The 26,532-nt window shown below is 62.2% G+C and carries 16 protein-coding genes and 1 tRNA gene; 10 read left to right on the top strand and 7 right to left on the bottom strand.

Annotated elements, in window-relative coordinates; all coding sequences use genetic code 11:
* Positions 1 to 15 precede the first annotated feature (15 nt).
* The 3 genes from LNV08_RS01200 to LNV08_RS01190 form a co-directional block, all read right to left on the bottom strand.
* The gene (locus tag LNV08_RS01200; RefSeq protein ID WP_263531828.1) at positions 16 to 1,593 is read right to left on the bottom strand and encodes an ABC transporter substrate-binding protein; all 1,578 of its coding nucleotides are present in this window, start codon (positions 1,591 to 1,593) and stop codon (positions 16 to 18) included.
* Positions 1,594 to 1,689: 96 nt separating this feature from the next.
* Positions 1,690 to 2,967, bottom strand: coding sequence for an HD-GYP domain-containing protein (locus LNV08_RS01195; protein WP_263531827.1), 1,278 nt, complete (start codon positions 2,965 to 2,967; stop codon positions 1,690 to 1,692).
* A 162-nt stretch (positions 2,968 to 3,129) separates the two neighbouring features.
* Complete coding sequence (locus LNV08_RS01190; protein ID WP_263531826.1) at positions 3,130 to 3,819, bottom strand: c-type cytochrome; 690 nt, start codon at positions 3,817 to 3,819, stop codon at positions 3,130 to 3,132.
* A gap of 88 nt (positions 3,820 to 3,907) precedes the next feature.
* On the opposite strand from LNV08_RS01190, the gene LNV08_RS01185 reads away from it, so the two are divergent.
* Genes LNV08_RS01185 through LNV08_RS01175 form a run of 3 tightly spaced genes read left to right on the top strand, consistent with a single transcriptional unit; the run spans position 3,908 to position 7,056 of the window.
* The gene (locus tag LNV08_RS01185) at positions 3,908 to 4,762 is read left to right on the top strand and encodes an AAA family ATPase (RefSeq protein ID WP_263531825.1); all 855 of its coding nucleotides are present in this window, start codon (positions 3,908 to 3,910) and stop codon (positions 4,760 to 4,762) included.
* Positions 4,763 to 4,795: 33 nt separating this feature from the next.
* Positions 4,796 to 5,032 carry a hypothetical protein gene (locus LNV08_RS01180; protein ID WP_263531824.1) on the top strand — a complete coding sequence of 79 codons (237 nt, stop codon included), beginning with the start codon at positions 4,796 to 4,798 and terminating at the stop codon, positions 5,030 to 5,032.
* Complete coding sequence (locus tag LNV08_RS01175) at positions 5,029 to 7,056, top strand: S9 family peptidase (RefSeq protein ID WP_263531823.1); 2,028 nt, start codon at positions 5,029 to 5,031, stop codon at positions 7,054 to 7,056. The genes LNV08_RS01180 and LNV08_RS01175 overlap by 4 nt, the downstream gene beginning before the upstream one ends.
* A gap of 127 nt (positions 7,057 to 7,183) precedes the next feature.
* On the opposite strand, the gene LNV08_RS01170 is transcribed toward LNV08_RS01175, so the two are convergent.
* Together LNV08_RS01170 and LNV08_RS01165 are read right to left on the bottom strand one after the other, a co-directional pair.
* Positions 7,184 to 8,854 (bottom strand): ShlB/FhaC/HecB family hemolysin secretion/activation protein, encoded by a 1,671-nt coding sequence (locus tag LNV08_RS01170; RefSeq protein ID WP_263531822.1) that lies wholly within the window; start codon positions 8,852 to 8,854, stop codon positions 7,184 to 7,186.
* A 23-nt stretch (positions 8,855 to 8,877) separates the two neighbouring features.
* The gene (locus LNV08_RS01165; protein WP_263531821.1) at positions 8,878 to 13,005 is read right to left on the bottom strand and encodes an MBG domain-containing protein; all 4,128 of its coding nucleotides are present in this window, start codon (positions 13,003 to 13,005) and stop codon (positions 8,878 to 8,880) included.
* 478 nt (positions 13,006 to 13,483) lie between these two features.
* On the opposite strand from LNV08_RS01165, the gene LNV08_RS01160 reads away from it, so the two are divergent.
* From LNV08_RS01160 to LNV08_RS01135, 6 genes are all read left to right on the top strand, one after another.
* The gene (locus LNV08_RS01160; RefSeq protein WP_263531820.1) at positions 13,484 to 14,665 is read left to right on the top strand and encodes a vWA domain-containing protein; all 1,182 of its coding nucleotides are present in this window, start codon (positions 13,484 to 13,486) and stop codon (positions 14,663 to 14,665) included.
* Positions 14,666 to 14,706: 41 nt separating this feature from the next.
* The gene (locus LNV08_RS01155) at positions 14,707 to 16,767 is read left to right on the top strand and encodes an autotransporter assembly complex protein TamA (protein ID WP_263531819.1); all 2,061 of its coding nucleotides are present in this window, start codon (positions 14,707 to 14,709) and stop codon (positions 16,765 to 16,767) included.
* Between the two features lie 33 nt (positions 16,768 to 16,800).
* Entirely contained in the window at positions 16,801 to 21,210 is a 4,410-nt protein-coding gene (locus LNV08_RS01150) for a translocation/assembly module TamB domain-containing protein (protein WP_263531818.1), read from the top strand.
* Positions 21,211 to 21,258: 48 nt separating this feature from the next.
* Positions 21,259 to 21,333 (top strand) — tRNA-Arg (locus tag LNV08_RS01145).
* 26 nt (positions 21,334 to 21,359) lie between these two features.
* A complete protein-coding gene (locus tag LNV08_RS01140; protein WP_263531817.1) occupies positions 21,360 to 21,992 on the top strand; it encodes a hypothetical protein in 633 nt (210 codons plus the stop codon).
* A 124-nt stretch (positions 21,993 to 22,116) separates the two neighbouring features.
* The gene (locus LNV08_RS01135; RefSeq protein WP_263531816.1) at positions 22,117 to 22,440 is read left to right on the top strand and encodes a 2TM domain-containing protein; all 324 of its coding nucleotides are present in this window, start codon (positions 22,117 to 22,119) and stop codon (positions 22,438 to 22,440) included.
* 120 nt (positions 22,441 to 22,560) lie between these two features.
* On the opposite strand, the gene LNV08_RS01130 is transcribed toward LNV08_RS01135, so the two are convergent.
* Complete coding sequence (locus LNV08_RS01130; protein ID WP_263531815.1) at positions 22,561 to 23,406, bottom strand: transporter substrate-binding domain-containing protein; 846 nt, start codon at positions 23,404 to 23,406, stop codon at positions 22,561 to 22,563.
* Between the two features lie 371 nt (positions 23,407 to 23,777).
* Here LNV08_RS01130 and LNV08_RS01125 point away from each other — a divergent pair, with 371 nt between their 5' ends.
* Positions 23,778 to 24,581: a substrate-binding periplasmic protein gene (locus LNV08_RS01125; RefSeq protein ID WP_263531814.1), complete on the top strand. Its 804-nt coding sequence runs from the start codon at positions 23,778 to 23,780 to the stop codon at positions 24,579 to 24,581.
* Between the two features lie 140 nt (positions 24,582 to 24,721).
* Here LNV08_RS01125 and lpdA read toward each other — a convergent pair whose 3' ends face one another.
* Entirely contained in the window at positions 24,722 to 26,524 is a 1,803-nt protein-coding gene (gene lpdA, locus LNV08_RS01120) for a dihydrolipoyl dehydrogenase (protein WP_263531813.1), read from the bottom strand.
* Positions 26,525 to 26,532 lie beyond the last annotated feature (8 nt).

Below are 26,532 nucleotides of genomic sequence, written 5' to 3'. Positions count from 1 at the left end.
AGCGGCCTTGGGGCTTCAATTCCCCACCGTCACCCACGCCAACTCAAGCCAGTTGTCGGCCCGGTGCACCATATTGACATTGCTGCGAGCGGCCCAGGGGATCATCTGCCGGTGCAGGGGCAGCACATGGAATTGCTCTTTGTATTCGGTCAGCGCGGCCTTGATCAACTGCTCGCGCTTGGCCACATCGGCCTCTACCGATGACTGAGCCGCCAATGCGTCGAACTTGTCGTTATGCACATTGCCATAGTTGTACAGGCCGACGCCTTTCTCGCCGCGGTTGCGGAACACCGGTGTCATGATGGACTCGGCGTCATTGATGGCGCCACCCCAGCCATAAAGGAACAAGCTGGTATCGAGCTTCTCTAGCTTGGGGAAGAAGGTCACACGCGGCATCGCCGAAACGCGCACCTTGACCTTGAGTTGCGCCCACATCGCCGCCAAGGCCTGGCAGATTTCTTCATCATTGATGTATCGATTGTTCGGGCAATCAAGCGTGACTTCGAAGCCTTCCGGGTAGCCGGCGTCCGCCATCAGCTTGCGCGCAGCAGCGATGTCAAAGGGGTAGCGTGCTTCCAGCGTCGCATCATTGAAACTCGCCGCCGCCGAAGGCGTTGGGCTGCCGGTCGGTTGGCTCAAGCCATTCATCAGCTTGATGCGCATCGCCTCCACATCGACCGCCTGGTAAAGCGCCTTGCGCACCCGGACATCTTTGAACGGGTTTTTATCCCCGGCCACATTGGCGTAAAGCAGCTTGTCTCGGGCCTGATCCATGCCGATGAAGATGATGCGGTTTTCGGGGCCGTCGATCACCTTGACACCGCTGGTATTGCGCAGTCGCGGCACATCGCGGGGCGCCGGGTCGAGCACGAAATCGATCTCGCCCGAGACGAGCGCCGCCAGCCTTGTCGCGTCGTTACTGATCGGCGTGAACACCACCTCCTGCACATTGCCCTCAAACTTGCCCCACCAAGCCGGGTTGCGCTTGTAGACCGTTTTGACGCCGGGTTGGCGCGTTAGCAGTTGATAAGGTCCGGTGCCATTGGCGTTCATGCTGGTGAAGCTTTCCTCCTTGTTCTTGAAGTCCAGCGGCCGCACGGCTCTGTTGGCCTCGGCCCAGGGCTTGCTCATGATCCAGAGCAGGTCCAAATGTTGCAAGAAGATGGGGTTGTAGCTGCTCAACTGAAACTCGACCGTCAGCTCATCAACCTTGCGCGCGGTGCCGACAGCATTGGCGTAAACAGACAGCTGCGAGGTCGGCGCTTTGGCGCGCTGAATTGAAAACACCACATCGTCGGCCGTAAAGGGCCGACCGTCATGGAACTTGACGCCCGGGCGCAGCTTGAAGCGCCACAACAGGGGTGAGACTTGCGTCCATTCGGTGGCCAGACCGGGCGCGATATTCAGTTTGCGGTCACGCCGGGTCAGACGCTCATAGACCTGACCGTTGACCATATTGGTCATGCTTTCGTTTTGCGAATGCGGGTCCATGGTCTGCGGGTCACCCTGGCTGGCCCAACGCAAAGTCTGCGCCTGGGCAGGGCTCAGCTGAACCGCAGACAGCAGAACAAGTGCCGCTATTTTTTTCAACATTTCCGATATCTCCCGCCGATGTGTGCTGCGCTGAGTTTAGGCAGGCTGCACAGGCAAGGGGCTCGGGGTAAACCTATGGGAGGCGGTGGCGCTATGTCAAGCCTTGCGCCAAATCTCGTCCAGATGCGTAAAGCCCCAGTCCTGCGGGGACTCGCGCCCGATGACCCGGTCACTCACGGCCGCATCGGAAAGATCAAGCGTTTGCACCGAGATGGGCAGCTTGGAGCGCGTGGAATAGAACACGCGCACCACGGGTGCGGCCAAGTTCTGAGAGTTCAAATCCAGCACCACCGCCAGCCGGCCCGACTCCAGCTTGACCAAACTGCCGACCGGGTAGATACCCACGCACATCACGAAAGCCTTGAACACCACAGGATCAAACTGCCCCGTCCATTGCGCCATGCGCTGGATCGACCCGGCCGGGTCCCAGGCCGCCTTATAGGGCCGGGTCGAGGTGATCGCGTCATAGACATCGCAGACCGAACCCATGCGCGCCAGCAAGCTGATCTGCTCGCCCTTGAGTTTTTGCGGGTAACCGGTGCCGTCCATCTTTTCATGATGGTGCAAGCAGACATCAAGCGCTGCGGCGGACACACCGCCGCTCTCCTTGAGCATTTGATAGCCCCGCACCGGGTGCGAGCGAATCACGGTGAACTCGGCGTCACTCAAAGCTCCGGTCTTGTTCAAAATTTCCAGCGGCATGGCCATCTTGCCAATGTCATGCAAGAGGCCTGCCATGCCCGCCTCACGGGCCTGATCCTCGTCCAAGCCGAGTTGCCGACTCAAGGACACCATCAAGGCGCAAACGGCAACCGAGTGCATATAGGTGTAGTCGTCCTTGGTCTTGAGCCGAGCCAAGCTGATCAAGGCCGAAGGGTTGCGAGCGACCGAATCGGCAATCTCCACCACCAAGGGCTGGCATTCCTCGCTATTGATCGCGTTGCCCATGCGCGCCTCGCCGAACAGGGCCGTGATCTGCTCGCGCGAGCGGTTCATCACCTGCGTGGCCTGCTCCATCTCCGCGCCCATGCTGGCGCGAGCCGGCCGCGCTTGCTGCTTGGGCGCGACTATCGTTGGAGGGCCGGGCGGCTGGGGCTCTGGCTCGGGCTCTGGCACCTGCTCTGCGGATAAGTCCGCCGGCGCAGAGACCGCTGCTGCAGCCGGCTCAGGCGAGCCCGGCTCAGCGAGCAGATCCGTCCCCTTGCTGACATCGATCCATACCGCCGGCACGCCGCTCCTCAGCAAGGCATCCAAATCGGCCTGGTCCCGCAACACAAACTTCGTCTTCCAAAAAGGATGCGATAGCCAGGAGCCCTCCATCGACTGGAGAAACATGCCCAACTCGACCTGCTGGGTGGGTATCTTTTTTAGCATCTCTGGCCCAAACGACTCATTGAGGAGTCAACGCTTGAGTATCTGCCCTTCGCGGCATTTTGCACTTGGCAATATGCATAAAAAAAGCCGCCATTTAGGCGACTTCTTTGCGTTTTGGCCCTGCGCAGTCGGCGGGCCAAAAGGAGTTTGAGCTCACTTGATTCAGCGGAACTTGTTCTGCGGCACGGTGCGCAGTTCGCTCGGTAAAGAAGCCAGGTAATTGGCCATGGCCTTCAACTCGGCATGGCTGAATTGCTTGACTTGGCCCGCCATGATGGCGTTGCCGCGACCATACACTGCCTTGCCTTCGACCTGATAGGACTTCAGGGCCACATACAGATAGTCAGCATGCTGACCAGCCAGCTTCGGGTAAGCGCCGTCGATAGGCTTGCTGAAGTTAGCACCGTGGCAAGACGCGCAGGCGCCCTTGCTCAGCAGCTCGGCTACTTGCGCGCTCGGCGGTATGACGGCCTCAGGCACTGCGGCCACGCCGGCTTGCTTTTCGTAAAAAGCGGCGACTTCAGCCATGTCACGCTCGCTCATGCGCTGAGCGATGCCGCGCATCGTGGGGTGCTTGCGCTCGCCCTTGTTGTAGGCATTCAAAGCGGAGACGATGTACTGCGCATTTTGCCCAGCAATCATTGGCACCTTGTGAATCTCTGGAAAACTGGCTTGGTAACCAGGAATGCCGTGGCAGCCGATGCACATGGCTACCTTGGTTTGCACGGAGACTTTGCCGTCAGTCTTGGCTTGGGCATCGGCCGGGGCCTGAGCTTGGGCCTGGGCATGAACGGAGGCGCTCGCGCAAAGGGAAGCGGCCAAGGCGATCGAAATCTGCAGCAGTTTTTTCATAGTCCCAGGTGTCGTGTTCTGAATCCGATCGGCATTATAGAGGCCGCCTCTATACTCATTCGACCCAATCTACTGTTTGATTTAAACCATGAAATTTGCAGGTTCGGACCAATACGTTGCAACCGCCGACTTGATGTTGGCCGTCAACGCCGCCGCCACGCTGCAGCGCCCGCTGCTCGTCAAGGGCGAACCCGGCACCGGCAAGACCATGCTGGCCGAAGAAGTGGCCGCTGCTTTGGGCATGCCCTTGCTGCAATGGCATATCAAATCGACCACCAAGGCGCAGCAAGGCCTGTACGAGTACGACGCCGTCAGCCGCTTGCGCGACAGCCAACTCTCCGGCATTGAAGGCGCCGAGAAGGTCAAGAACATCGAAAACTACATCGTCAAAGGCGTGCTCTGGCAGGCTTTTGAGTCCGATCGACCGGTCGCGCTCTTGATCGACGAAATCGACAAGGCCGACATCGAATTCCCCAACGACTTGCTTCGAGAGATCGACCGGATGGAGTTCTATGTCTACGAAACCCGTCAGCTGATCAAGGCCAAACATCGCCCCTTGGTCTTCATCACCTCCAACAACGAAAAAGAACTACCCGACGCGTTTTTGCGCCGCTGCTTTTTTCACTACATCAAGTTCCCTGACCCGGCGACGATGCAAGCCATCGTGGATGTGCATTTCCCCGGCCTCAAGAAGGAACTGCTTGCGGCCGCACTGAAGACCTTCTTCGAGGTGCGCAATCTGCCGGGCCTGAAGAAAAAGCCCTCTACGTCGGAGCTGCTGGACTGGCTGAAGCTGCTCCTGGCCGAGGACATCCCCGTCTCGGCGTTGCAAAGCCAGGACGAAAAAATCAGCATCCCGCCGCTGGTCGGGGCCTTACTCAAAAACGAGCAAGACTTGACCCTGTTCGAGAAGCTGCTGCAAATGCAGCGCCATAACCGCTAAACCAAGCGGCCCATTCACCAGCGATAACTGACCATGACCTCACCCCTCAAACGCGCCGCTTTCGAAGGTCTTGCCGACGCAGCCGGCTTCGTGCTCGGCGCCTTGGCCGGCTGGCAAGTCGGCATCGCTTTCGGCTATGACTTCATCAACACACCCGGCTGGGGGCTGCCGCAGTTGACAGGCCTGCTCTTCATCGTGCTGGGCTGTGGCGTCGGACGCATGGCCTTTCGTCACCTCTTGGCCAAATTCTTACGCTCGGACGCACCATGAGCAAAACCCGTAAATTTGATGTCGACTTACTCTGGCAAATCGAGCGGGTCGGCGCGCCCAGCCTGTCGCCCGATGGTGCCCAAGCGGTGGCCAGCCTGTCGCAGTTCGATATGGCAGAGAACAAGAGTCGCTCCAGCCTGTATCTGCTGTCTACCCTGGGCGGCGAGCCGCGCCGCTTGACCAGTGCCGGCGACAAAGACGGCGCGCCGCAGTGGAGCCCGAGTGGCAAGCAGATCGCATTCGTGGCCAAGCGCGAGCAGGATGGGGTCAAGGACGATGAGCCACAGCTCTATCTAATCGCACCCGATGGCGGCGAAGCGCGCCGCTTGGGTCAGGTCGCCACCGGCGTAGAGGCCTTCAAATGGTTCCCAGACGGGCGGCGCATTGCCTTTATCTCCTGGGTTTGGCCCGAGCTCAAAGGCGCCAAAGCACAGGCCAAGGCGCACAAAGATTTCAAGGCGCGCAAGCAAACCGGCTATGTCACCAGCGAAGCGTTTTACCGCTACTGGGATCACAGCATCCCGATGGGCCGGGTCGCGCATTTGCATGTCATCGACGTCAAAACCGGCAAAACCCAGGACCTGTTCGAGGGCAGCAGCTTTGAGCTCAGCCGCGCCGACGCAGGCAGCGAATGCTTCGACATCGCCCCCGATGGCCGCAGCATCGTATTTGCCTTTGATCCGGCGCCCGAGAAGAAGGTCGGCAATTGCTTTGCGCTGGCCGAGATAACGCTGAAATCAGGCGGCAAGCCAGGCGAATTTCGCACCCTCTTGCAAGACGCCGCCTGGGACTTTGGTGCGCCACGCTATAGCCACGGCGGCCAGCATCTCGCCTTTTTAGCCAGCAACCAAGGGCTCAAGCACACGATGCCGGCGCAGCTGGCCGTGCTGGATACCCACGGCCAATGGGCGGTCGTGTCGGCCGATTGGGACCGCGAAGTCGCCGCGCCGCTGAATTGGGCCGAAGATGATTTGTCGCTGCTGTTCTGCGCCGAGCAGGCCGGCCGTCGCCACCTCTGGCGCTTCGACCTGCCTGCCGCCTCCGTCGCTATCGAGTTCGAAGGCGGCCACGCAACAAGCTTCGCGGCCGCCGCGGGCGTGATCGTCGTCAACCACGACAGCATTCACTTCCCTCCGCGCTTGTCCGTGTTGGATGAAGAGAAGAAAGCGCAGCGCATCGAGTCCTTCAACATCGACTTGCTGGCGGCGCACAAATTCTCCAAGATCGAAGAAGTCTTCTACGCCGGCGCGCAGGGCGAGCAGGTGCAGATGTGGCTGGCCTTCCCGCCCGGCTTCGAGGCCAAAAAGAAATACCCGGTCATGCATCTGATCCACGGCGGCCCGCACACCGCCATGGGCGACAGTTGGCATTGGCGCTGGAACCATCAGTTATTCGCCGCCGAGGGTTATGTGGTCGCCGCCGTTAATTACCACGGCAGTTCCAGCTTCGGTCACGCATTTCTCGACTCGATCACGCACCGCTGGGGCGAGCTGGAGTTGCAAGACATCGAGGCGGGCACCGATTGGATCTTGAAGAAGCCTTGGGCCGACAAAGGCCGCGTTTACGCCACCGGCGGCAGCTACGGCGGCTTTATGGTTGCATGGATGAACGGGCATGTGGAGCCTGGGCGTTACCAAGCCTATATCTGCCACGCCGGCTGCTTCGACTGGCAAGCCATGTATGCCGACGATTGCTACACCTGGCATGTCAAAGAGCTGGGCGCCAACTACTGGGTCGACCCGGCCAAAATCGCCGCCCAAAGCCCGGTCAACTTCGCCCAGCATATGCACACGCCCACGCTGGTCATCCACGGTGCGCTGGACTACCGCGTGCCCGACGCGCAGGGCCTGGCCTACTACAACACGCTCAAGGCGCGCGGCGTCGACGCGCGCCTGCTGTGGTTCCCGGACGAAAACCATTGGGTGCTGAAGCCCCAGAACAGCAAGCTCTGGTACGGCGAGTTTTTTGATTGGTTGAAGCGCCATCCAGCCAAAGCGGCAAAGGCCACAGCGCCAAAAAACTAAGGCTCGCTTGAAGCCGTGCCGAGTGGCACGGCTCGAGCCAAGGTCGCGCGAATGTTGCAAACGCCATGACCAGCATGTCCCGGCAAAGCGACACCAAGCTAGCGCAATTCGACAAGCAAGCGGGTGGCTAAATCCGATAAATCACGCTGACCCAGACAAGCGGCTGCTTGTTCGAGCTGGTGTCGGCTTGCGGTGCGCCGCCCTTGCCCCGCCAAGCCAGCGCCGCGTCCAGCTCCAAGTCCTTGATTTGCGCCCTGACGCCCAGTCCGGCTCCGCTGAGTGTGCGGTTGTTGATGGCCGTTTGTGGTGTGGGCGTCTTGTTGATCTGGACCTTGCCCAAGTCATACAAGACATAGGGGACGAAGCCGCCAAGCGGGTAGCGCAACTCCATTTGGGTCATCCAGCCTTGATCTCCCGTGGCTTCGCCATTGGGAAAGCTGCGCACCCCACTGGCACCGCCGAGAGTGATGCGCTCGCTCGAATCGAGATTCTTGTCCGTCATTTGGGCGCTGATGCGGCCATAGAAACTCAGGCCCGAAGCGCTCAGGTTTTGCAGACGAATGAGGTCAAGATTGATCTTTGTGAAGCGGCCCAGGGTTTGGTTTTCGTCCTGCGGATATTGGGGGCCGCCAAATTTGAGCCTGCCTGGGGTCATGCTGAGATTGCCAAAGCTGATGCCGCCATAGCCCAGACCGTCACGGCGATCAAAGTCAAAACCCAGCACCAAGGCATCGGTGGATTTGCCTTCGCTGATGCCCGCCTTGTTGTCTTGCAAGCGCTTGTGCTGATAGCCCGCCGATGCCTTCAGATTGGCATTGTTCGTGCGCAGCAAAGGGTAGCTCAAGCCCAGATTGCTGACCTTGGCGGTGCCGGTGGCATTGGCACTGGCAAATTCTTTGCCTAACTGATAGTCCGTATGGGCATAGCTGACGCTGCCGCGCAGCCCTTGGCTGCCCAAAGGCGTGTTGTAGGCCAAACTGCCAAGCCACAACTTTTCGTCACTGACGAGGCTGCGCAGGCTGATCTGGTCGCCCAAGCGCAGGGGGCTGTTCCAGTCGAGATTGAATTGCAGTCGGTTGCGGCCGCTGTAGCGGTTGCCGTGATTGTCTGCCCCGACGCTGCCCACCCAGGTTTGCGCCGGCGTGACTTCAACTTCCAAGTCCCCGCTGCCGACCTTGCTGCCTGGCTGCATCATGGGGACGACGCGCACCCCCGGCTGATCACCCAGAATCAAGGTTGCCCGCTCCAGCGCTGCGCTTGAGATGACGGCGCCGGGCTGGAGCACGCTCAAGAACTGCTCGGCCTGGGCCGCCCAAGCGGGATCTGTGCTCACGGCCCGAACCTGCCCGTACTCGCCCTCCAGCACCTGAATGCGCAAGACGCCATCGCTCAATTCTTGCGGCGGCAAATAGGCGCGAGCAAATAGAAAGCCACGCTGCTGATAGAGGGCGCCGACCCGGTCGGCCAATTCGCGCAGGCCGGCCAAGTCGAGCTTTTTACCTGCAGCATCTGCCAACAGTTCCTCCAGAGTGGCACTGTCGATCACCGTGTTGCCACTCAGCTGAACGCTGCTGATCAGCACCTGCCTGCCGCCGGGTAGCACCAGGTCGGTGCTGGGACTTGGCATGGTCAGCTTTGGAGCCTGGCGCTGCGGTTCCGGCAGGCGCCTGAGCTCTTGTGAAAGTTGCCCTGCATCGGGTGGTGTCTGTGCGCGGGCTTGATTGCCGGCCATGCCCGCGATCAAGGCCAAGCTGGCCAAGCGCACGATTTGCAAGCCGCGTGCGTCAGAACTGCTCATGGTGAGAGCCTTGATGTCTTTTCTCATTGTTCTTTCCCGCCTTCTTGATTGTTCGCTGGTGTCGTGCGTAGCTCAGGCAGTTTGATGCCGCCGCCGACAACCAACATGCGCAAGCTGCCGGCCGAGCCGGTCAAAGCCGAGTTGTCAGCGATGGGAGGCGTTGTGCCGGCGCTGCGGGCGGTCGGGCCACTTGAATCTCCGCCAGCGTTTGCCGCCGGGGCGGCTGGCACATCGATCAGCGTGAACGCGCCGCCGCCAAAATTCGGCACCGTCAGCGCCGGCGGCATCGAAATGACGTTGGTGGCCGATGGGCTATTGCCGGCAATCACATTCGCATTGACGGCCGGTGCAATGACCAGGTTCGAATCGACCGCGGTGATGGCGTAGTTGCTATTGCTCAAGGCCTGAGCGCTGATGGCATGGCTGCCAATGCTCTCGCCGGAGGCGCGAGATAGCGCACCGTCGAGTTTGTCGCCACTGACCATGCTGCCGCTGCTGATTTGGTAGCTGAGGGCGGGGTCGGCCTCGCCGTAGGTTTTGCTCTTGGCATCCGCCGCTACGGTGATGGGCCGTGGCGTGATGCTCAGCACACCGTTTTGCGCCGTGATCAAGTAGTTGCCATTGGCGAGGCTTGATGCGTCGATGGTGTAGTTGCCGACGATGCCGCCAGGCGAGCGGCTCAGCGCACCAACCAAGCTGTCGTCACCCACCAGATTGCCGGCCGTCACGGCATAACTGAGAGTCGGTTCGGCATTGCCGTAGACCTTGCTCTTGGCATCCGCCGTTACGGTGATGGGCCGCGGCGTGATGCTCAACACGCCGTTTTGCGTCGTGATGAGGTAGTTGCCATTGACCAGGCTTGATGCGTCGATGGTGTAGTTGCCGACACTGCTGCCTGGCGAGCGGCTTAAGGCGCCGGCCAAGCTGTCGTCACCGAGCAAGTTGCCAGCCGTCACGGCATAACTGAGAGCCGGGTCGGCATTGCCGTAGATCTTGGTCTTGGCATCCGCCGTCACGGTGATTGGCCGCGGCGCGATGCTCAACACGCCGTTTTGCGCCGTGATCAGGTAGTTGCCATTGGCCAGGCCTGATGCGTCGATGGCGTAGTTGCCGACATTGCTGCCTGGCGAGCGGCTTAAGGCGCCGACCAAGCTGTCGTCTCCGACCAGGTTGCCGGCCGTCACGGCATAACTGAGAGCAGGGTCGGCATTGCCGTAGACCTTGCTCTTGGTATCCGCCGTCACGGTGATGGGGCGCGGGCTGATATTGGCGCTGGCAGAGGCGCTGGTGTTTTGCAAACTGTAGTTGGCGGCGTCGGCGCCACTCAGGCTGATGCCTCCGATCGTCACCGTTTTGGCATTGCCCGCGCTGCTATTCACGAAATTGGCGTTGCTGTGGGCGATGCTCAGCATGTCATTGGCAATCAGATCTGCCGAACTGGCCACCACAACAGCCGAGGCACTGCCGTCATAGACCTTGTTGCTGGCCGTGTAGCTGGCTGTCAAAGGCTTGGCAGCGATGCTGGCCGACACCGTGCCGCCACTCAAGCTGTAGTTGCTATTGGATAAAGCCAAACTGCTGCTAACAAAGGCCGAATAAGCGCCGACGTTCTTGCTGGCCACCGCCGCCGTGCCGGTCACGGTCGGGCTGGCGTCGCCATTGACCATGCCGGTCAGCGCAAAGCCCGAGACCATCGAGTTATTGCCGTCATAGGTCTTGCTGACGCTCAGGTTCAGCGTACGCGGGGTGATGCTCCAATTGGCCGCGGCACCCGCACTCAACGAGTAGGCTGTGTTGCCCAAGCTGACTCCGCTGGCATAGCTCAAACTGTAAGTGCCGGCATTGGATGTGCTGCTGGGGGCGCCTGTCCAGACGGCCGTGCCGGAGGCCGAAGCGTCTGAGATCAGATTGCCACCCGAGATGGCGTCGAACAGCGAATAGCTGAAGCTGGGCCGAGCGCCATAAATGCTGCTGCCTGGATTCAGGCGCAGATAGATCGGAGTGCTGCCCCCACCAGCTGCTTGGCCAACCGAGCTGATGGCGTTGTTGATCAAGCTGACGGGCGCGCCAGCGTAGTACCAGACGAAGCCGCCGGACTGGCCGCTGGCCAAATCGGAGAGGCGCTTGAACATCGCGTACGAGCCATCGACCTGGGCGCTATTGATCTGCGAGGTCCGGGGATCTTTGTTAGTGGAGTTGGAGAAGCTGCAGCAAGAGGCATGTGCCATGTCCACGCCGTCTGATGTCGAATAGAACAAGACCGCACCACCGGTGCTGCCGTCGTTGTTTTCAGTGACCTTCAGCGCATTAGACGCTGTGTTCTGGGTCGGCAGGCTGACGAAGGTGTTGTTGACGATATTGCCTTTGGATTTGTAGCTGGCATCGCCCTGCCCAACCCAGTCATCGCGGGTTCCGATCCACAGTCGCAGATTGCTCAGCGCGCTGGAGCCCAAATTGGTCAGCTGGGTGTCCGTCTTGGAGTAGCTATTGCCCGCCAACAGTTCGAAACTGTTTTGCACACGGATCAGTTGCCCGCCGCCCATGTTCAGGGTGGCGCTGCTGATGATGGTGCCGACGCCCTCATGGTAGCCAGCAATATTGACGGACTTGTTGCTCAAAGCAGCGGTGAAGGTGTCCTGGGTGGTCTTGACCGTACCGTTGTAATTCCAGCTATTGCTGCCATCGCCCCCGACCCCCACGGCCAGATCCAAGGGGTTGCTGCTGATCGTCATCTTGTACCAGCCGTTGCGGCCGGTGGTGACGTTGTCGAAGTAGAAGGGCTGCCTCAACTGCCCGCTGGGGTCGATGGAGTCCTGCGTGCCATTGCCGAAGCGCAAGAGCCCGTTGTCCAGCACCAAGTTTTTGGTGGCGCCGGTGCTGCCTTTCTTCCAGGTGAAAGCAGCGGCATTGGGAATCAGGACCTTGACGCCGTTGGCCACACTGTACCCAGCGCCGCTACCGTTGCTGCTGGCTTGGCCGTACACAAAGGCCAGGCTACCCGTGCCGGTGGCGTTGAGGTCCGAGTTGACATTGATATTGCGCTCGGCCGTCAGCGTCAGCTTATTTGCAGCCCAAGTCACCGCATCATTGACATGAATATCGCCATTGCCACCCGTCGTGCCTTGGGTGGCAGTGGAGATGGTGACGTTGCTGCTGGCCAGGTCGGTGCCGAGTTGGCTGCCGCTGATATTGCCGCCACTGGCCGCAATCGTGTAATCGTTCGGATCGATCAGCCAAGTGCCATTGCGTCCATCGGCGCTGAGCGTTGTGACAACACGGCCAGGGTGGAAATCGACCAGCGCCGCGCTGGTTTCTACAAAACCGCCACCGCCACCCTGCGGCCCACTGGCATCGAGTCGCCCGCCCACCACGATGCGGTCGTTGCCCATCCCGCCCATCAAGAAGATTTCGCCCTTTTCACCGGAGGCCAGCGTTTGCGCCTCGGTCACGCCGGTGTGGTTGATCACCGTGCTGGCCAGGCTGCCAGCGGCCTTGGCGCTGAGATACACCAGACCACCATCTGCCTTGATGGCCCCGCCTTGCTCGATCAAAGCATCGATCGCGGCCGCATCGACTTTCAATTTGACCGGGCCGCCCAAGTCCAAAACGACTTTTGAGCCGGCGCCCATCAGCACCTGCCCGGCGGGCGCAAAGATGCTGCCGCTATTGCTGATCTTGGCCGCGATCAAGGCAACGGCGCCACCCGAAGCGGCGGTGATCTGCCCTTGATTGATGATGGCGTTGCCGCTGTCACCGCTGAAACGGTAGCGGCCGGCGAGGAAGTCCTGGTTGTCCAACCTGAGAGTGCTCGCGACCAAGGCGCCTACATTGACCTGCGCCGTTGGCGTGAACAACACACCGTTGGGGTTGAGCAAAAAGACTTGCCCATTGGCATTCAAAGCCCCTTGGATGCGCGAGACCTCGTTGCCCACCACCCGGTTCAAGGCCACGGAAGTGCTGGAGGGTTGGACGAAGTTGACGGTGTGGCCAGCGCCGATACTGAAGCTGCGCCAGTCGGTCGCCAGCAAGGCACTGTTTTGCTGCACGGTCAGCACATTGCCTTGAGCACTGATCTGCGCCTGACCGGCCACCACTTGAGCGCCAGTGGGCAGTTGGGCCGCCCGGGCAGCTTGCGCGCTCAGAAAGCTCACCCCGAAGCAAGCACTCAAGCAAACAACGAGGTTCCGCAATCTATTGGGTACTCGGGGTTGAAGCGCTGTGCGCTGCATTCTGCTTTCATTTCTGAATGCGGGTCGGACCGAGCCGGGCATTCCGTGGAGGGCTGCGCTGACCTCGGGCGCGGGTGTGGGGTTCAAGGCCAATTCGTCGAAGTGCTTCATCAAAGGCTCCAAAGGCGACACGACATCCGCGCATTCACCCTGGCGTATCGGCAATGAATCACGAAACTGAAGTATTTCTGCACGCCCCTCAAGAAATCCCGAGGGTAGCTTGGCAAAGCCAAGCCTTCTCAGCCTAGAAAAGGACTGCATTGCTCGGCGAGACGACATCGCTTTGGCCCGGCCGCGCAAAGCATCCAATCCAGGCCAAGGAACAAAGCCGCATATTTAAGGCCAGTAGATAATCCAACCCCTGGCTCCTTTTCGCCGCTTTGTCCCTCACAGGGCTGTCATGCTGATCAAGTTCTTCTACACCCTGCGCGCTGCCAAGCTACCCGTTTCGGTGCGGGAGTTTTTGAGCCTGCTCGAAGGCCTCAAGGCCGGCGTGATCGGGGCCGAGGGCGCTGCATCGATTGATGACTTCTACTATTTGGCCCGCACCACGCTGGTCAAGAACGAGGCCTTGTTCGATAAGTTCGACCGCGCTTTTGGCGCCTATTTCAAGGGCGTGGAGCTGCTGACCGACTTCAGCAAAGATGTGCCGCTGGAGTGGCTGCGCCAGCATCTGCAGTTGGAGCTGACGCCGGAGCAAAAGGCTGCCGTTGAGGCGATGGGCTGGGACGAGCTGATGGAGACGCTCAAAAAACGCTTCGAAGAGCAGAAAGAGCGCCACGAAGGCGGCAGCAAATGGATTGGCACAGGCGGCACCAGCCCCTTTGGCCACAGCGGCTATAACCCCCAAGGCATACGCATAGGCGGAGCGAGCAAGAACAAAAGTGCGGTCAAGGTCTGGGAGCAGCGCGCCTACAAGGACTATGACGACCAGCTCGAACTCGGCACGCGCAATATCCAGGTCGCGTTGCGGCGCTTGCGCAAATTCGCCCGTGAGGGCGCGGAGCTGGAGCTGGACTTGGATGACACCATCCACAAGACTGCCGCCAATGCCGGTTATCTGGACATCCGCATGCAGCCCGAGCGCCACAACAAGGTCAAGGTGCTGCTTTTAATGGATGTGGGCGGCACCATGGATGAGCATGTGCACCGGGTCGAGGAGTTGTTTTCGGCCGCCAAGACGCAGTTCAAGCACCTGGAGTTTTTCTACTTCCACAACTGCGTCTATGACTTTGTGTGGAAGAACAACCGGCGCCGCTTTGCCGAGAAGACCGCCACCTGGGACCTGATCCGCAAGTACAACAAGGATTACAAGCTGATCTTTGTCGGCGACGCGACGATGAGCCCTTACGAGATCTTGCAGCCCGGCGGCAGCGTCGAATACAACAACGAAGAAGCCGGCGCCGAATGGCTGCAGCGGCTGACCCACGGTTTCCCCAATTACGCATGGATCAACCCCGAGCCACAAGGCGTTTGGCAATACCGCCAAAGCGTCGCCTTGATTCAGCAACTGATGCATCAACGGATGTTTCCCCTCTCGCTCAGCGGGCTCGAAGGCGCGATGCGCTTGTTGAGCAAATGAGGGCGGCCGCTCAATTCAAACGGACTCTGGGTCTTGTGGGCGTGGCAAGCATCGCCTTGCTGGGTCTGAGCGGCTGCAGCACGCTGCAAGAATTCCGCGATAGCCTCAACCCCAAAGCTGCGGCCGAGCGACAGGCCAAGGCCGCGCAGAGCAGCGGGCGCCTGGTGGCCGAGTACAAATTGGTCGTCATTGCGCCGGCCAAGCTGCGTGACTTGCTGGAGACGCATCTGGACCTGGCGCGCTTTCGCAGCGCCCCGGAGGATCAGCGCCTGAGCCCGCAAGAGCTGCGCCGCCTCAGCAGTGCTGCGCCCCAGCAAGCCCGCGCCCTGCTCGAAACCGAAGGTTTTTTCAACGCCCAGATCGAGGTCGAGAACAGTGCGCCCGACGCCAGCAGCGAAGACTACCAACGACCCGTCATCACGGTCAGGGTGGAGCCCGGCCCACAGGCCAAGGTCACAGCGCTGACGCTGAGTTTCAGCGGTGAGCTGTTGGAGCCCGTGCCCGCGGACGCCGCCGCCAGTGCGCCCGAGCCCCGACTCGTGGAACAAAAAGCGCGCCAGCGTGAACGCATGCTCGCCGATTGGGGCTTGCAGGTCAGCGAGCCCTTCACGCAAGGCGAATGGAGCGGTGCCAAGGCAGCCATGTTGGGCCGGGCGCGCGCGCAGGGCTACCCGCTAGCGCGCTGGGCCAGCTCGGCGGCGCGGGTGGACACCCAAAGCAATAGCGTCGAGCTCAATCTGGAGCTGGCCAGCGGGCCGCTGTTCCGCCTAGGCGAGATCAAGATCACCGGCCTCAATCACCTGCCTGCTTCGGTGGTGGAGCGCCTGGCCGGCTTCGAGCCGGGTGAGCCCTATACCGAGCGCGCCATGCTGGACTTTCAAGAACGGCTGCTGCGCACCACCTTGTTCGACAGCGCCAGCGTCGACATCCGACCCGAGAATGCCGTCGTCGAGATCGAGGAGATCGCCGACGCAGTCGATGCGGCCGCGATGGCCGAAGCGCCGGCCTCTGCTCCTGCTCCTGCTCCTGCGCCTACATCAACAGCAAGTGTCGGCGAGGCCATGGCCGAGGCTGCGGCCGTGCTCACAACGTCTCCCATAGCGCCGCCCACAGTCAGCCCCGCGACCGCCAGCCCTGTCTATGTACAGGTCAAAGAAGCGCCCCGCCAGCAAGTCACCCTGAGCGTGGGCTTCGACACATCCTCCGGCCCCCGCATCGGCGCCGACTACATCAACCGCCAGCCCTTCGGCTTGAACCTGCGCTCACGCACCAAGCTCAAACTCGGCAGCCAGGAGAGTTCGGCCGATGTAGAGCTGAGCTCCTACCCGCTGGCCGATATGCAGCGCAATGTGATGGCCTTGTTTGTCGAGCGCTTGAGCAAGGATGGCACTGTCAACAGCAATTTGCGAGCACGCCTTGGACGCAACCGCGAAACGCCGCAGCAAGACCGCACCTACTTTTTGGAAATCCTGCGTTCGCGCGATGAAACACCGCAGCTGGTCACCAATGCGGGCGCCGTCTCGGCCAATGTGCAGTGGACTCGGCGCCGGGTCGACAGCACCTTGCGCCCGACCCGGGGCTATACCGGCCAGCTGCTGCTGGGCGCGGGCTATGCCGACAGCAGCAGCGCGGACAACGGCGGCTTCGGCCGTGGCCAATTGAGGGTCTACGGCTACTACCCGCTGCCGGCGGGCTTTTACGGCTCGGCCCGCACCGAACTGGGCCAGATTTTTGCCAAAGACAGCGTTGGCCTGCCCGAGAAGCTGCGCTTTCGCACCGGCGGCGACGAGTCGGTGCGCGGCTATGGCATTGACGCGCTGGGGCCGGTGGATGCCTTCGGCAACCCGACCGGCGGGCGCGTGCAGTGGAGCGGCAGCCTCGAGATTGCGCATGGTTTGATGGAAAGCGTGCCCGACCTGCTGGGCGCGGTGTTTGTGGACGCCGGCCAGGCAGCATTCAGCTGGAACGAGCTCAGGCCCGCAACTAGCGCGGGCCTGGGTCTGCATTACCGCAGCCCGCTGGGCACATTGCGACTGGACTATGCGCGCGCCACCGAAACAAAAACCTGGCGCTTGCACTTCAGCGTCGGCATTGCCTTGTGATGGGTTCGCCCTGTGAATGACGAGTTAGCACCCATGAATGAACCGTCGGCGGCGGCCCATCCTGCGGGCTCTCCTGCAGGAGTGCCCGCGCCAAAGAAGAAACCTTTGTGGCGGCGCGGCCCCGGCCTGCTGCCCAGTGTGCTGGCCTTGCCGGTGCTGCTTGCTGCCGCCGGCTGCACGCTGTGGTGGGGTCTGGCCACGCAGCCTGGCAGCACTTGGCTCTTGAGTCAGGTACCGGGCCTGGAGGTCGAAGCACTGCAAGGCAGCTTGATCGGCGACCTGTCGGCGGCCAAGCTGCGCTACACCCTGCCCGGCTCGCAAGACCGGCTGGAGATCGACAATTTGCGCTGGCAAGGCCTGAGCCTGGCCTGGAATGCCTCGCCCGGGCTCTGGGCCGACCTGCGCCTGCAAGGTCTGCAGGCGCAGCGCGTGCAGTTGCTGCTCCACCCCAGCACCGAGCCCAGCAAGCCGCCCGCCGATTTGCAACTGCCGCTAGGCCTGCACATCGCGTCACTGCAGGTGGATGAGCTGGCCCTGCCCTCATTGAGCGACAAGCCGCTGACCGAGCTGCGCGCCAGCCTGGACCTGAGCGCCAAGGGCGGCGCGCTGCATCAACTCAACATCCAGCATGTGCGCTGGGATCTGCTGCAACTGCAGGCGTCCGCCAGCATCCAGACCAGTGGCGAGATGCAGCTGCAGGCAGCGCTGGACCTGCAATCCCAGGCCAATAGCAGCCAGGATCTGCCGGCCTGGAACACCCAGGCCAAGCTGACGGGGCCGCTGCACTCGCTTGCGCTCAGCGCCGATTTGCAGGCCTTGGCGCAGCAGATGCACTTACAGGCGCAGCTGCTGCCCTTTGCCGACTGGCCGCTGCCCCAGGCCAAGCTCGACACCCGCAATCTGGACCTCTCCGCCCTTGCTTCCGGCCTGCCCCGCACCGCGCTGACAGGCCAAGCCGCCCTGCAACTACTGCCCCAGGCCAAGCCCGGCGCTGCGTCCAGCCTCAATATCAAGACCGAGCTGAGCAATACCCTGGCCGGCCTTTGGGACGCGCAGCGCCTACCGGTGCGCGCCTTGAACTTGGACCTGAACTTTGCTCCCGGCGACCCGGCCGCCCTCAGCATCAAGCAGCTTGAGCTGCTGCTGGGCGCGGCGCAGCAACCAGCCGGCCGCGTGCATGCGCGGGGCAACAGCTCCAAGCAAAGCGGCAGCCAGGTGGTGATCGCCCTGGACGGCCTGCGCAGCGAAGGCCTGGACTCCCGCGCGGCCGCGCTGCAGCTGGCCGGCGAAATCGAACTCAGCACCGGGCGCGCCGTCAACCAGCTGCAGGCCGACGGCCCGCCGCCGCTCTTGCTGCGCATGAAAGCCCGCCTGGACGGCCGCCTGGCCCGCAGTGGCACAGGCATGAGTCCCGGCACAAGTGTCGCCCCGCCCGCCACGCTGAGCCTGCAGGCCCAGGCCGAGGCCTCCAGCAGCGGGCTCCAGGTGCAGTCCTTGCGCCTGCTGTCCGACGGCTCGGAGCTGCAGGCCAGTGGACGCTTGAACCTCAACAAGGCCGGCAGCCTGGCGCAAGGCTGGGCTGCGCAGGCCAAGGCCAGCGGCCAAGTGCCCGACCTGCGCCGCTATTGGCGGGGCCGCGAAGGCAGCGCCTGGCAACAGAGCCCGCAAGCGCTGGCCGCGCTATTCGAAGCCAATTTACAGGCCGGGCCTGTACCTGCGCAGTCCGGCAGGGCCGGCAACTTGCTGCAGCAAGCGCCCACCGGCTCGGCCCGGCTGCAACTGCTGCCCACCCAGGTCGGCGGCGTGCCTGTCAGCGCCGATCTGAGCTATCTATTCAATGACCGCAGCAGCCTGCCCAGCCTCAAGCTGGCCCTGCAGGCCGGCGCGGTCAATCAGTTGCTGGCCCAGGCCAGCCTGAACTCGGCCGGCCATGTGCTCGCCGATGCCGATCTGCGCTTCGAGCAACTGGCGGGCTTGCAACCGCTGTTGGCGGCCTTCGCCCAAGACAAGCAGACCCAAGCGCCGCGCCTGGAAGGCGGCCTGAGCGGCAAGTTCACTCTGCGCGCCCAGCCTGGCGCTAGTAGCCCGACAGGCCGGACAAGATCCGACCCGACCAAGCCCGGCGCGGCCGACGAAGGCTGGGCCTGGCAGACTCAAGCCGACCTGCAAGCCCAAACGTTGAAATTCAGCGGTGCCGGTGACAGCGCCGCCAAGTCAAGCGCAACAGCGCTCAGCCTGGGCAGCGCCGAGCTGCATTGGGAGCTTGGCAGCGCCAAAGATGCCGCGCTCGACATCAGCGCCAAGCTGGCCCAGCTCAGCGGCAACGGCTGGAAGGTCCCCAGCGCCAGCGCCAAGCTGCAAGGCACTTGGGCCCAGCATCGCCTGAACCTGCAAGCCTTGGCCGAAGGCAAGATGCCGGCTGCGCTGATCCCACCGGGCCAGCCGGCCGAGCAGATGCTGCGCGGCCCTTTCAGCCTCAGCGGCTTGGGCGGGCTCAGCAGCACACCGAATGCGGCCTGGCGCAGCGGCGCCCAGTGGCGTGCAAGCGAGATCAAGCTACTGGCGCAAGCGCAGCCGGACAACGCGCCCAACACAGGCGCCAAAACCCGCACGCAAGCCGCCGACGCCAAAGCGCTGGCCAAAGCCCCCTGGCTGAAGGCCGATGGTCTGGCCTTGGCGCTGGAGCTGGCGCCACAGGCCGCCCTCAAGCAGCTGCGTCTTGAGCCGGGCCGGCTGGAGCTGCTCGGCGCGGGCCTGAGTTGGAAGAGCATGCAAATGCAAGCGGCCACAGCCGACAGCAAAACAGCGATCGACATCGACCTGGCGATGGAGCCGCTGGCCGTGGCGCCCTTGCTGAACCGCTGGCAGCCCGACTTTGGCTGGGGCGGCAATCTGCTGATGGTGGGCCATGCCCGCATCAAGACCAGCCCAAGCTTCAGCGCCGATATTGCGCTGGAGCGTAGCGGCGGCGACTTGTCGGTCACCGATGACAGCGGCGTGCAACAACTGGCACTCAGCGACGCACGCATAGGCGTCATCGGCAGCCCCGGCGTGTGGCATCTGACGGAAGCACTGGCCGGCAGCAATGTCGGCGTGCTGGCCGGCGCCCTGACCGCGCGCAATGCCGACCCCAGCGCGCTCTGGCCCAAGGCTGACGCCAAGCTGGAGGGCGTGCTGGAGGTTCGCATCGCCAACCTCAGCACCTGGGGAGCCTGGGTACCGACCGGCTGGCGCCTGGGTGGCAGCGTGTTCGCCAGTGCGAACTTCGACGGGCGCTTGAGTGCGCCCCAGGTCAAGGGCAAGGCCGGCGGCGCCAACCTGGTACTGCGCAACCCCTTGCTGGGCGTGGACCTGCAACGCGGCGAGTTCGCGCTCAGCCTGGACGGCGAGCGCGCCCGACTTGAACACTTCGAAGCCCATGCCGGCGACGGCCAATTAACGGCCCAGGGCGATATGCTGCTGGGCGCCTCACCGCGCGCCGATTTTCAAATCCTGGCCGACAAGTTCGCGCTGCTGCGCCGGGTTGACCAACGCTTGGCCGTCAACGGCAAGCTGGATTTGAAGCTGGACGCAGACGCCCTCGACATAACGGGTCAGCTGAACGTTCATGAAGGATTTTTTGACTTCTCACGCGGCAATGCGCCCACGCTGGACAGCGATGTCGAGGTGGTGCGCCCCGAAACGGCCGAGGCCGCCGCCGACGCCGGCCGCGCAGCCAATGGCGCCCGACACCGCAAGGTCAAGGTCAAGATCGACATTGACCTGGGCAACAAGCTGCGCGTCACCGGCTTCGGCCTGGACACCTTGCTGGCCGGCAATTTGCAACTCACCCAAGCCTCACATGGGCCGGCTCTGCACGGCCGCATCCGCACCGAAAGCGGCACATTTGCCGCCTACGGGCAGAAGCTCGCCATCGAGCGCGGGCTGATCATCTTCAACGGCGTGATCGACAACCCACGCCTGGACGTGCTGGCGATACGCCCGACACAGGAAGAGCAGCGCATCGGCGTCACCATCACCGGCACGGCGCGCAACCCACGCGTGAAGCTGTATTCCGAGCCGACGCTGGACGAGCGCAGCATGTTGTCATGGTTGCTGCTGGGGCGCGGCCCGGATGAGCTCAACAGCCGCGACAACGCGCTGCTGAGCAGCGCCGCCATGGCCTTGCTGAGCGGCACCGGCGAGAGCACCACCTCCAAGCTGATCAAATCGGTCGGCCTGGATGATCTGTCTTTCAGCGACAGCGGCGACCAGGCGCAAGGCACCGTGGTGCGCTTAGGTAAGCAGATCTCAAACCGCTGGTATGTGGGCTACGAGCGCGGCCTCAACGCCACGCGGGGCAGCTGGCAGGCCATCTACCGGCTCGCGCAACGCTTCACCTTGCGCGCGCAATCGGGAGATGACAATTCGCTGGATCTGATTTGGCAATGGCGCTGGGAGTAGGGGCGCGCCAATCGTGAGAGAATGCGGCCCGCCCCGAGCTCGGGGCATCTCTCCGTAGTTCAATGGATAGAACGGCCGCCTCCTAAGCGGCAAATGTGGGTTCGATTCCCGCCGGAGGGACCAGCTTTCAAAGCGATCCATGTGTAAATTTGCATCTCGTTCTTGAACTGCGCGTGATGGCAGCGGCTCACCCTCAACGCTCCGAACTCCCCAGACCAAAACCCGATCGCAGCCGTCTTTTGGTGGCCGGCCTGTGCATATTGCTGAGCTTGGGCCCGCTGCTCTGGTGGCTGTGGCTCAAGCCCAGCGGCATGGCGGTTGAACTAGTCAGCAAAACCTGGCGACTGGACATCGAGATCGAGAAGCTGCTGGAAGAAGGCGAATCGAGCTGGTGCGACGAGATGCCGGCCGAAGCGCGCAATATCAACCGCCGCCTCATCCTTGACCCCAGCGGCGCGAGGCCCGATCCGGCCGAGCATTGCCGCTTCACCCGCCCACAGTGGCGCACCATGCGCATGTCCAGGGCCGAGGGCGCGGCACCGGCCCCGCCCCAGTGGCCCGAGCCCAAACTCAATGGATTGCCCGCCGACCAACTGGGCGCCGAACGAGCCGGCAAGCGTGAGGCCTTTTACGAGTTGCTGCTGCAAAACGATACCGAGCAAGTCTGGACCTGCCGACTGCCGCTGGCCCAATGGCAGGCACACCGGCTGGGTGCGCGCTACCGCGTGCAAGTAGACCGTTTTGGCGTGGCCAATTGCGCCAGCCTACCCAAGCCTGCTTGAACCGTTTGTCGCCGCCGGCGCTCATTCGCGCCAGTGGCTTGCCTTTCGTCACAAGGCCCTGGGCCAGCCCAAAGCAGCCAGGCACAGTTCAGTCATCGCAACCCATTCCACCCAGGAGAACGTGATGACAAACCTGAACGACAGTAGCAGCGTCGGCGACAAGGACAGCAGCAACAGTTTGGAGGCGCAAGCCAAGAAGCGTGTCGATGCCAAACTGGGCTTTCTGACCCATTTGCTGGTGTTCTGCTGCGTCAACGCGGGCTTCTATCTGCTGGGCTTGTTGAGCGACCGAAGCTGGCATTTTGGCCATGCCCCGTTCCCGATTTGGGGCTGGGGTTTAGGCCTGCTCATTCACGGCATCGTCACCTGGGCTTCGCTGCAGGGTCAGGACTTGCGCGGCAGCATGATGGAGCGGGAGATGCAAAGGTTGAAGCAACGGCAGGTTTGACACGGCGGGGCTGGTCTCAGCCGATTTCGAATCCAGGCTCGGTCGCCACCTTGCAGGGAGTCTGCAGAGAAGGGCCGTAGTGACGGGCCGTAAAGACGGGCCGTAGAAAACTCAACAAAGCTATTGCGGCTTCAATTCGAAAACGCGGCGCCGATTGGCTTTGATCTCGGCCAGGCCACGCCTGAAGCTGGGGATGCTCAGAAACAAGGCCTCGAAACTACCATCTTTGAGCGCGATGTTCAGGCCTCGCTCAATACGATCGGCCAACTCAGGACGGTCGCGACTGACGAAGAAATAGACCGGCACCTCATAGTGCAAAAAGATCGACGACTCGACCGCCAAGCCCTTGTCGGCATGGGCTTGCTGCTCCACCCAAGCCTCGTGAAGACCGCGCGGAAAGTAATCGAAGCGCTTGGCCGCCAACATGCCAAACAGATTTTCGTAGACGGTGCTGGTCTCGCCACGCAGGCCGTTGGCTCGCAGCACGGCGGTCGAGGGCCAGTTCACGCCCGAACCGGCTCTGAATTGGCGCAGCTCATCCAAGCTGCGCAGGTTTTGAAATTTCTCTTGATCCTCGGCTCGAATCAAAAACACCCGGTAGTCGTTCAACTGGCGCAATAGCGAAATCCTGATCGGCAGCAAGTCGGCTTCGCGTTGCTTGTCGCTGCCGTCCCAGATCAGATCAATCAGACCCGTATTGTTCTTCAACTCCGAGACCTGCCGCGGGCTGCTCAGCAGCCCTTTGAAATACTCGATGCGGTAGGGCCCGTCGCTGGGTTTGGTCTTCTCGAGCGCCAGGCGCAGCAGTTGAGGGAAGTAGTTCGAGTAGGCCGCCGCACTGGAGGGCAGCGAGGGCACGACGACACGCAGCTCCGTGATGACGCTGGCAGCAGCGAGGCCGTGAGCGAGGCAAGTCACAACCACCGCGAGCAGAGCTGAGCGCTTGAGCGGGTCAAGCAGGCACATCAACAGCGCCAACCGCGGCGCAATCCGCAAGCGAAGGCGCTCGCCGCCGCCCGAGGGACACGCGGCAAAACGGTTTGCTAATGTGAGGTCAAGGCGCATTCGAGTCAGCAGGTTTGATGAGCAAGCGGTGAAGCTTCAAGCGCCCATTGTCAATGGTCGAGCAGCGCCAAAAGAATGGCGGGCTGAAACTTGGTCAAATCAATTTAGGCGGCACCGCCCACTAAGGTTTCACTGCAAGGCCAGACCTTGCGTGGCAGCATGAAGGAGCGGCAGGGTTGAATCGCCGGTCGGCGGCGGGCATTGAGAATCAAGTTTTGATCACAGCGCCCCGTACCCCAAGCGCCTAGCTCTAGGTGGTACCCTGCACCACGATGCTCATCCGCTCGTCTATCCTCCTGATGTGCCTGACCGCCAGCGTCTGGGCCGAGAACGGCCCCGGGGCTCAAGCGGTGGTGCGGGCCTGCGGCCACCCTGCCGCGCCACCCATGAGTTGGGATCATGAAGGGCAGCTGATCGGCGTTTGTGTGGAGGCGGCGCGGCGCGCATTCTCTGCAGTAGGGCTGACGCTGAAGGTGGAGCCACCCATCCCATGGGCCCGATGCCAACTGATGGTCGAGACCGGCGAGGTAGACGTGAACCTGTGCGCCTTTGCGAACGACAAGAGGCGCGAGTACGCGGTGATGGTTGCGCCCCCGATCGGCCACAACGAAGCGGTGCTGATCGTACGCCGGGACAGCAGCCTGGTGTACAAATCCTGGGCAGACCTGAACGGCCTGCGAATTGGCATGGGGCGCGGGGTGAGCTTCGGGTCGGAGTTCGACAACTATCTGGCGCAGCAAGCTCGGCTCGATATTGCCCTTAGCGAAGCACGCAATCTGCAAAAACTCACGTTGGGCCGACTTGACGCGGTGATCACTGCACGGCTCGCCGGCCAGCAACTGATCCGCAGCATGGGTTGCGAGGGGCAACTGCGCCTGCTGCCAGCCCAGGTGACTGAGGGCCGACTGCTCATGCAAATGTCCAAGCACTCCAAGCACTTGGCCGCCTTACCGCAATTGACCGCTTTCCTGAAACGGCCGGCCCAGGTCGAGTGGCTGCAGGCGCAGCATATTCGGTTTGACGCAACTTATGCTCAACTGCACCCTGCCGCGCAGACAAGGGTTTGCGAACCTTGAGGCCGTAGCGGCAGCGGGCTCGCTCGTCAGCCGCCGGATCACGAGTCAAAATTTGAGCATTCAAAGAAAAAGCCCGGATCGTCACCGAGCCGGGCCCTTGAGACAGCGAGGCGGAGCAAACCGCCCGCCCATCTAACTGTTTACTTTCGCGTTGGCGGCAAATCGGTACAAGAGCCATGCGCGACTTCGGCGGCCATGCCGATCGACTCACCCAGCGTTGGATGCGGGTGAATCGTCTTGCCGATGTCCACCGCATTGGCGCCCATCTCGATCGCCAGGGCGATTTCGCCGATCATGTCGCCGGCATGCATGCCAACGATGCCGCCGCCGAGAATCTTGCCGTGGCCATGGGCTTCCGGCGAATCATCAAACAACAGTTTGGTGAAACCTTCGTCGCGGCCATTGGCGATTGCACGGCCCGATGCGGTCCAGGGGAACAGGCCCTTCTTGACCTTGATGCCTTGCGCCTTGGCCTGGTCTTCGGTCAGGCCAACCCATGCCACTTCGGGGTCGGTATAAGCCACACTCGGGATCACGCGGGCATCGAACTGGCTCTTGGCCAAGTTCGCGTCACCCAGCTGCACGCCGGCGGCGACTTCGGCCGCAACATGGGCCTCGTGCACCGCTTTGTGGGCCAACATCGGCTGGCCGACCACATCGCCGATGGCGAAGATATGCGGCACATTCGTGCGCATCTGCACATCGACATTGATGAAGCCGCGGTCGGTCACGGCCACGCCGGCCTTCTCGGCGGCGACCTTCTTGCCATTGGGCGTGCGGCCCACGGCTTGCAAGACCAGGTCGTACAGGCCTTCGCTCTTGACACCGTCCAGCGTCTCGAACTGCACCTTGATGCCCTCGGGCGTGGCCTCGGCACCGATCGTCTTGGTCTTCAACATGATGTTGTCGAAGCGCTTGGCGTTGAGCTTTTGCCAGACCTTGACGAGGTCGCGGTCGGCGCCTTGCATCAGGCCGTCGAGCATCTCGACCACGTCCAGGCGAGCGCCCAGCGTCGAATAGACGGTGCCCATTTCCAGGCCGATGATGCCGCCGCCGATGATCAGCATCTTCTTCGGCGTACCCTTCAATTCAAGCGCACCGGTCGAGTCGACAATGCGCTCGTCTTGAGGCAAGAAAGGCAGGCGCACCGCTTGCGAGCCGGCCGCGATGATGGCCTGGCTGAAGTGGATGGTCTTCTTGGCGCCGGTCTTGGCTTGCGCCTCGCCGCTGGTTTCTTCGACCTCGACATGGTGGGCGTCGATGAAGGAACCGTAGCCACGCACGACCGTGACCTTGCGCATCTTGGCCATCGCAGCCAAGCCGCCAGTCAGTTTACTAATGACCTTTTCCTTGTGGCCGCGCAGTTTGTCGACATTGACGCTAGGCGCGCCAAAGTCAACACCCAGATCACCCAGGTGAGAGACCTCGTCCATCACCGCCGCCACATGCAGCAGCGCCTTGGACGGGATGCAGCCGACATTCAGGCAGACGCCGCCGAGCGACGCATAACGCTCAACCACAATGACCTTCAATCCCAGATCGGCGGCGCGGAAGGCGGCCGAATAGCCACCGGGGCCGGCGCCCAGCACCAGCAGATCGCAGCTGAGGTCGGCGCTGCCGGCGTAGGCTGCTGCTGCGGTGGGTGCGACGACTGGGGCTGTCACCGGCGCGGCTGCCGGTGCGGCAGGAGCAGGAGCAGCCGCTTCGGCGCTCTCCAGCGTCAGCACCAAAGTACCCTGATTAACCTTGTCGCCGAGCGAAACCTTGATTTCCTTAACCACGCCGGCATGCGATGAAGGGATCTCCATCGAGGCCTTGTCGCTTTCGACCGTGATCAGGCTCTGCTCCTTAGCCACCGTGTCGCCGGGTTTGACCAGCAGCTCGATGACGGCCACATCCTTGACATCACCGATGTCAGGTACCGTTACGTTTATCAATGCCATGTTCAGCC

Origin of the sequence: Paucibacter sp. TC2R-5, assembly GCF_025717605.1 — a bacterium.
Taxonomy (GTDB): Bacteria; Pseudomonadota; Gammaproteobacteria; order Burkholderiales; family Burkholderiaceae_C; genus Paucibacter_A; species Paucibacter_A albus.
Note: the sequence above shows the minus strand (reverse complement) of the source record. Positions and strands in the feature narration are given on the sequence as shown.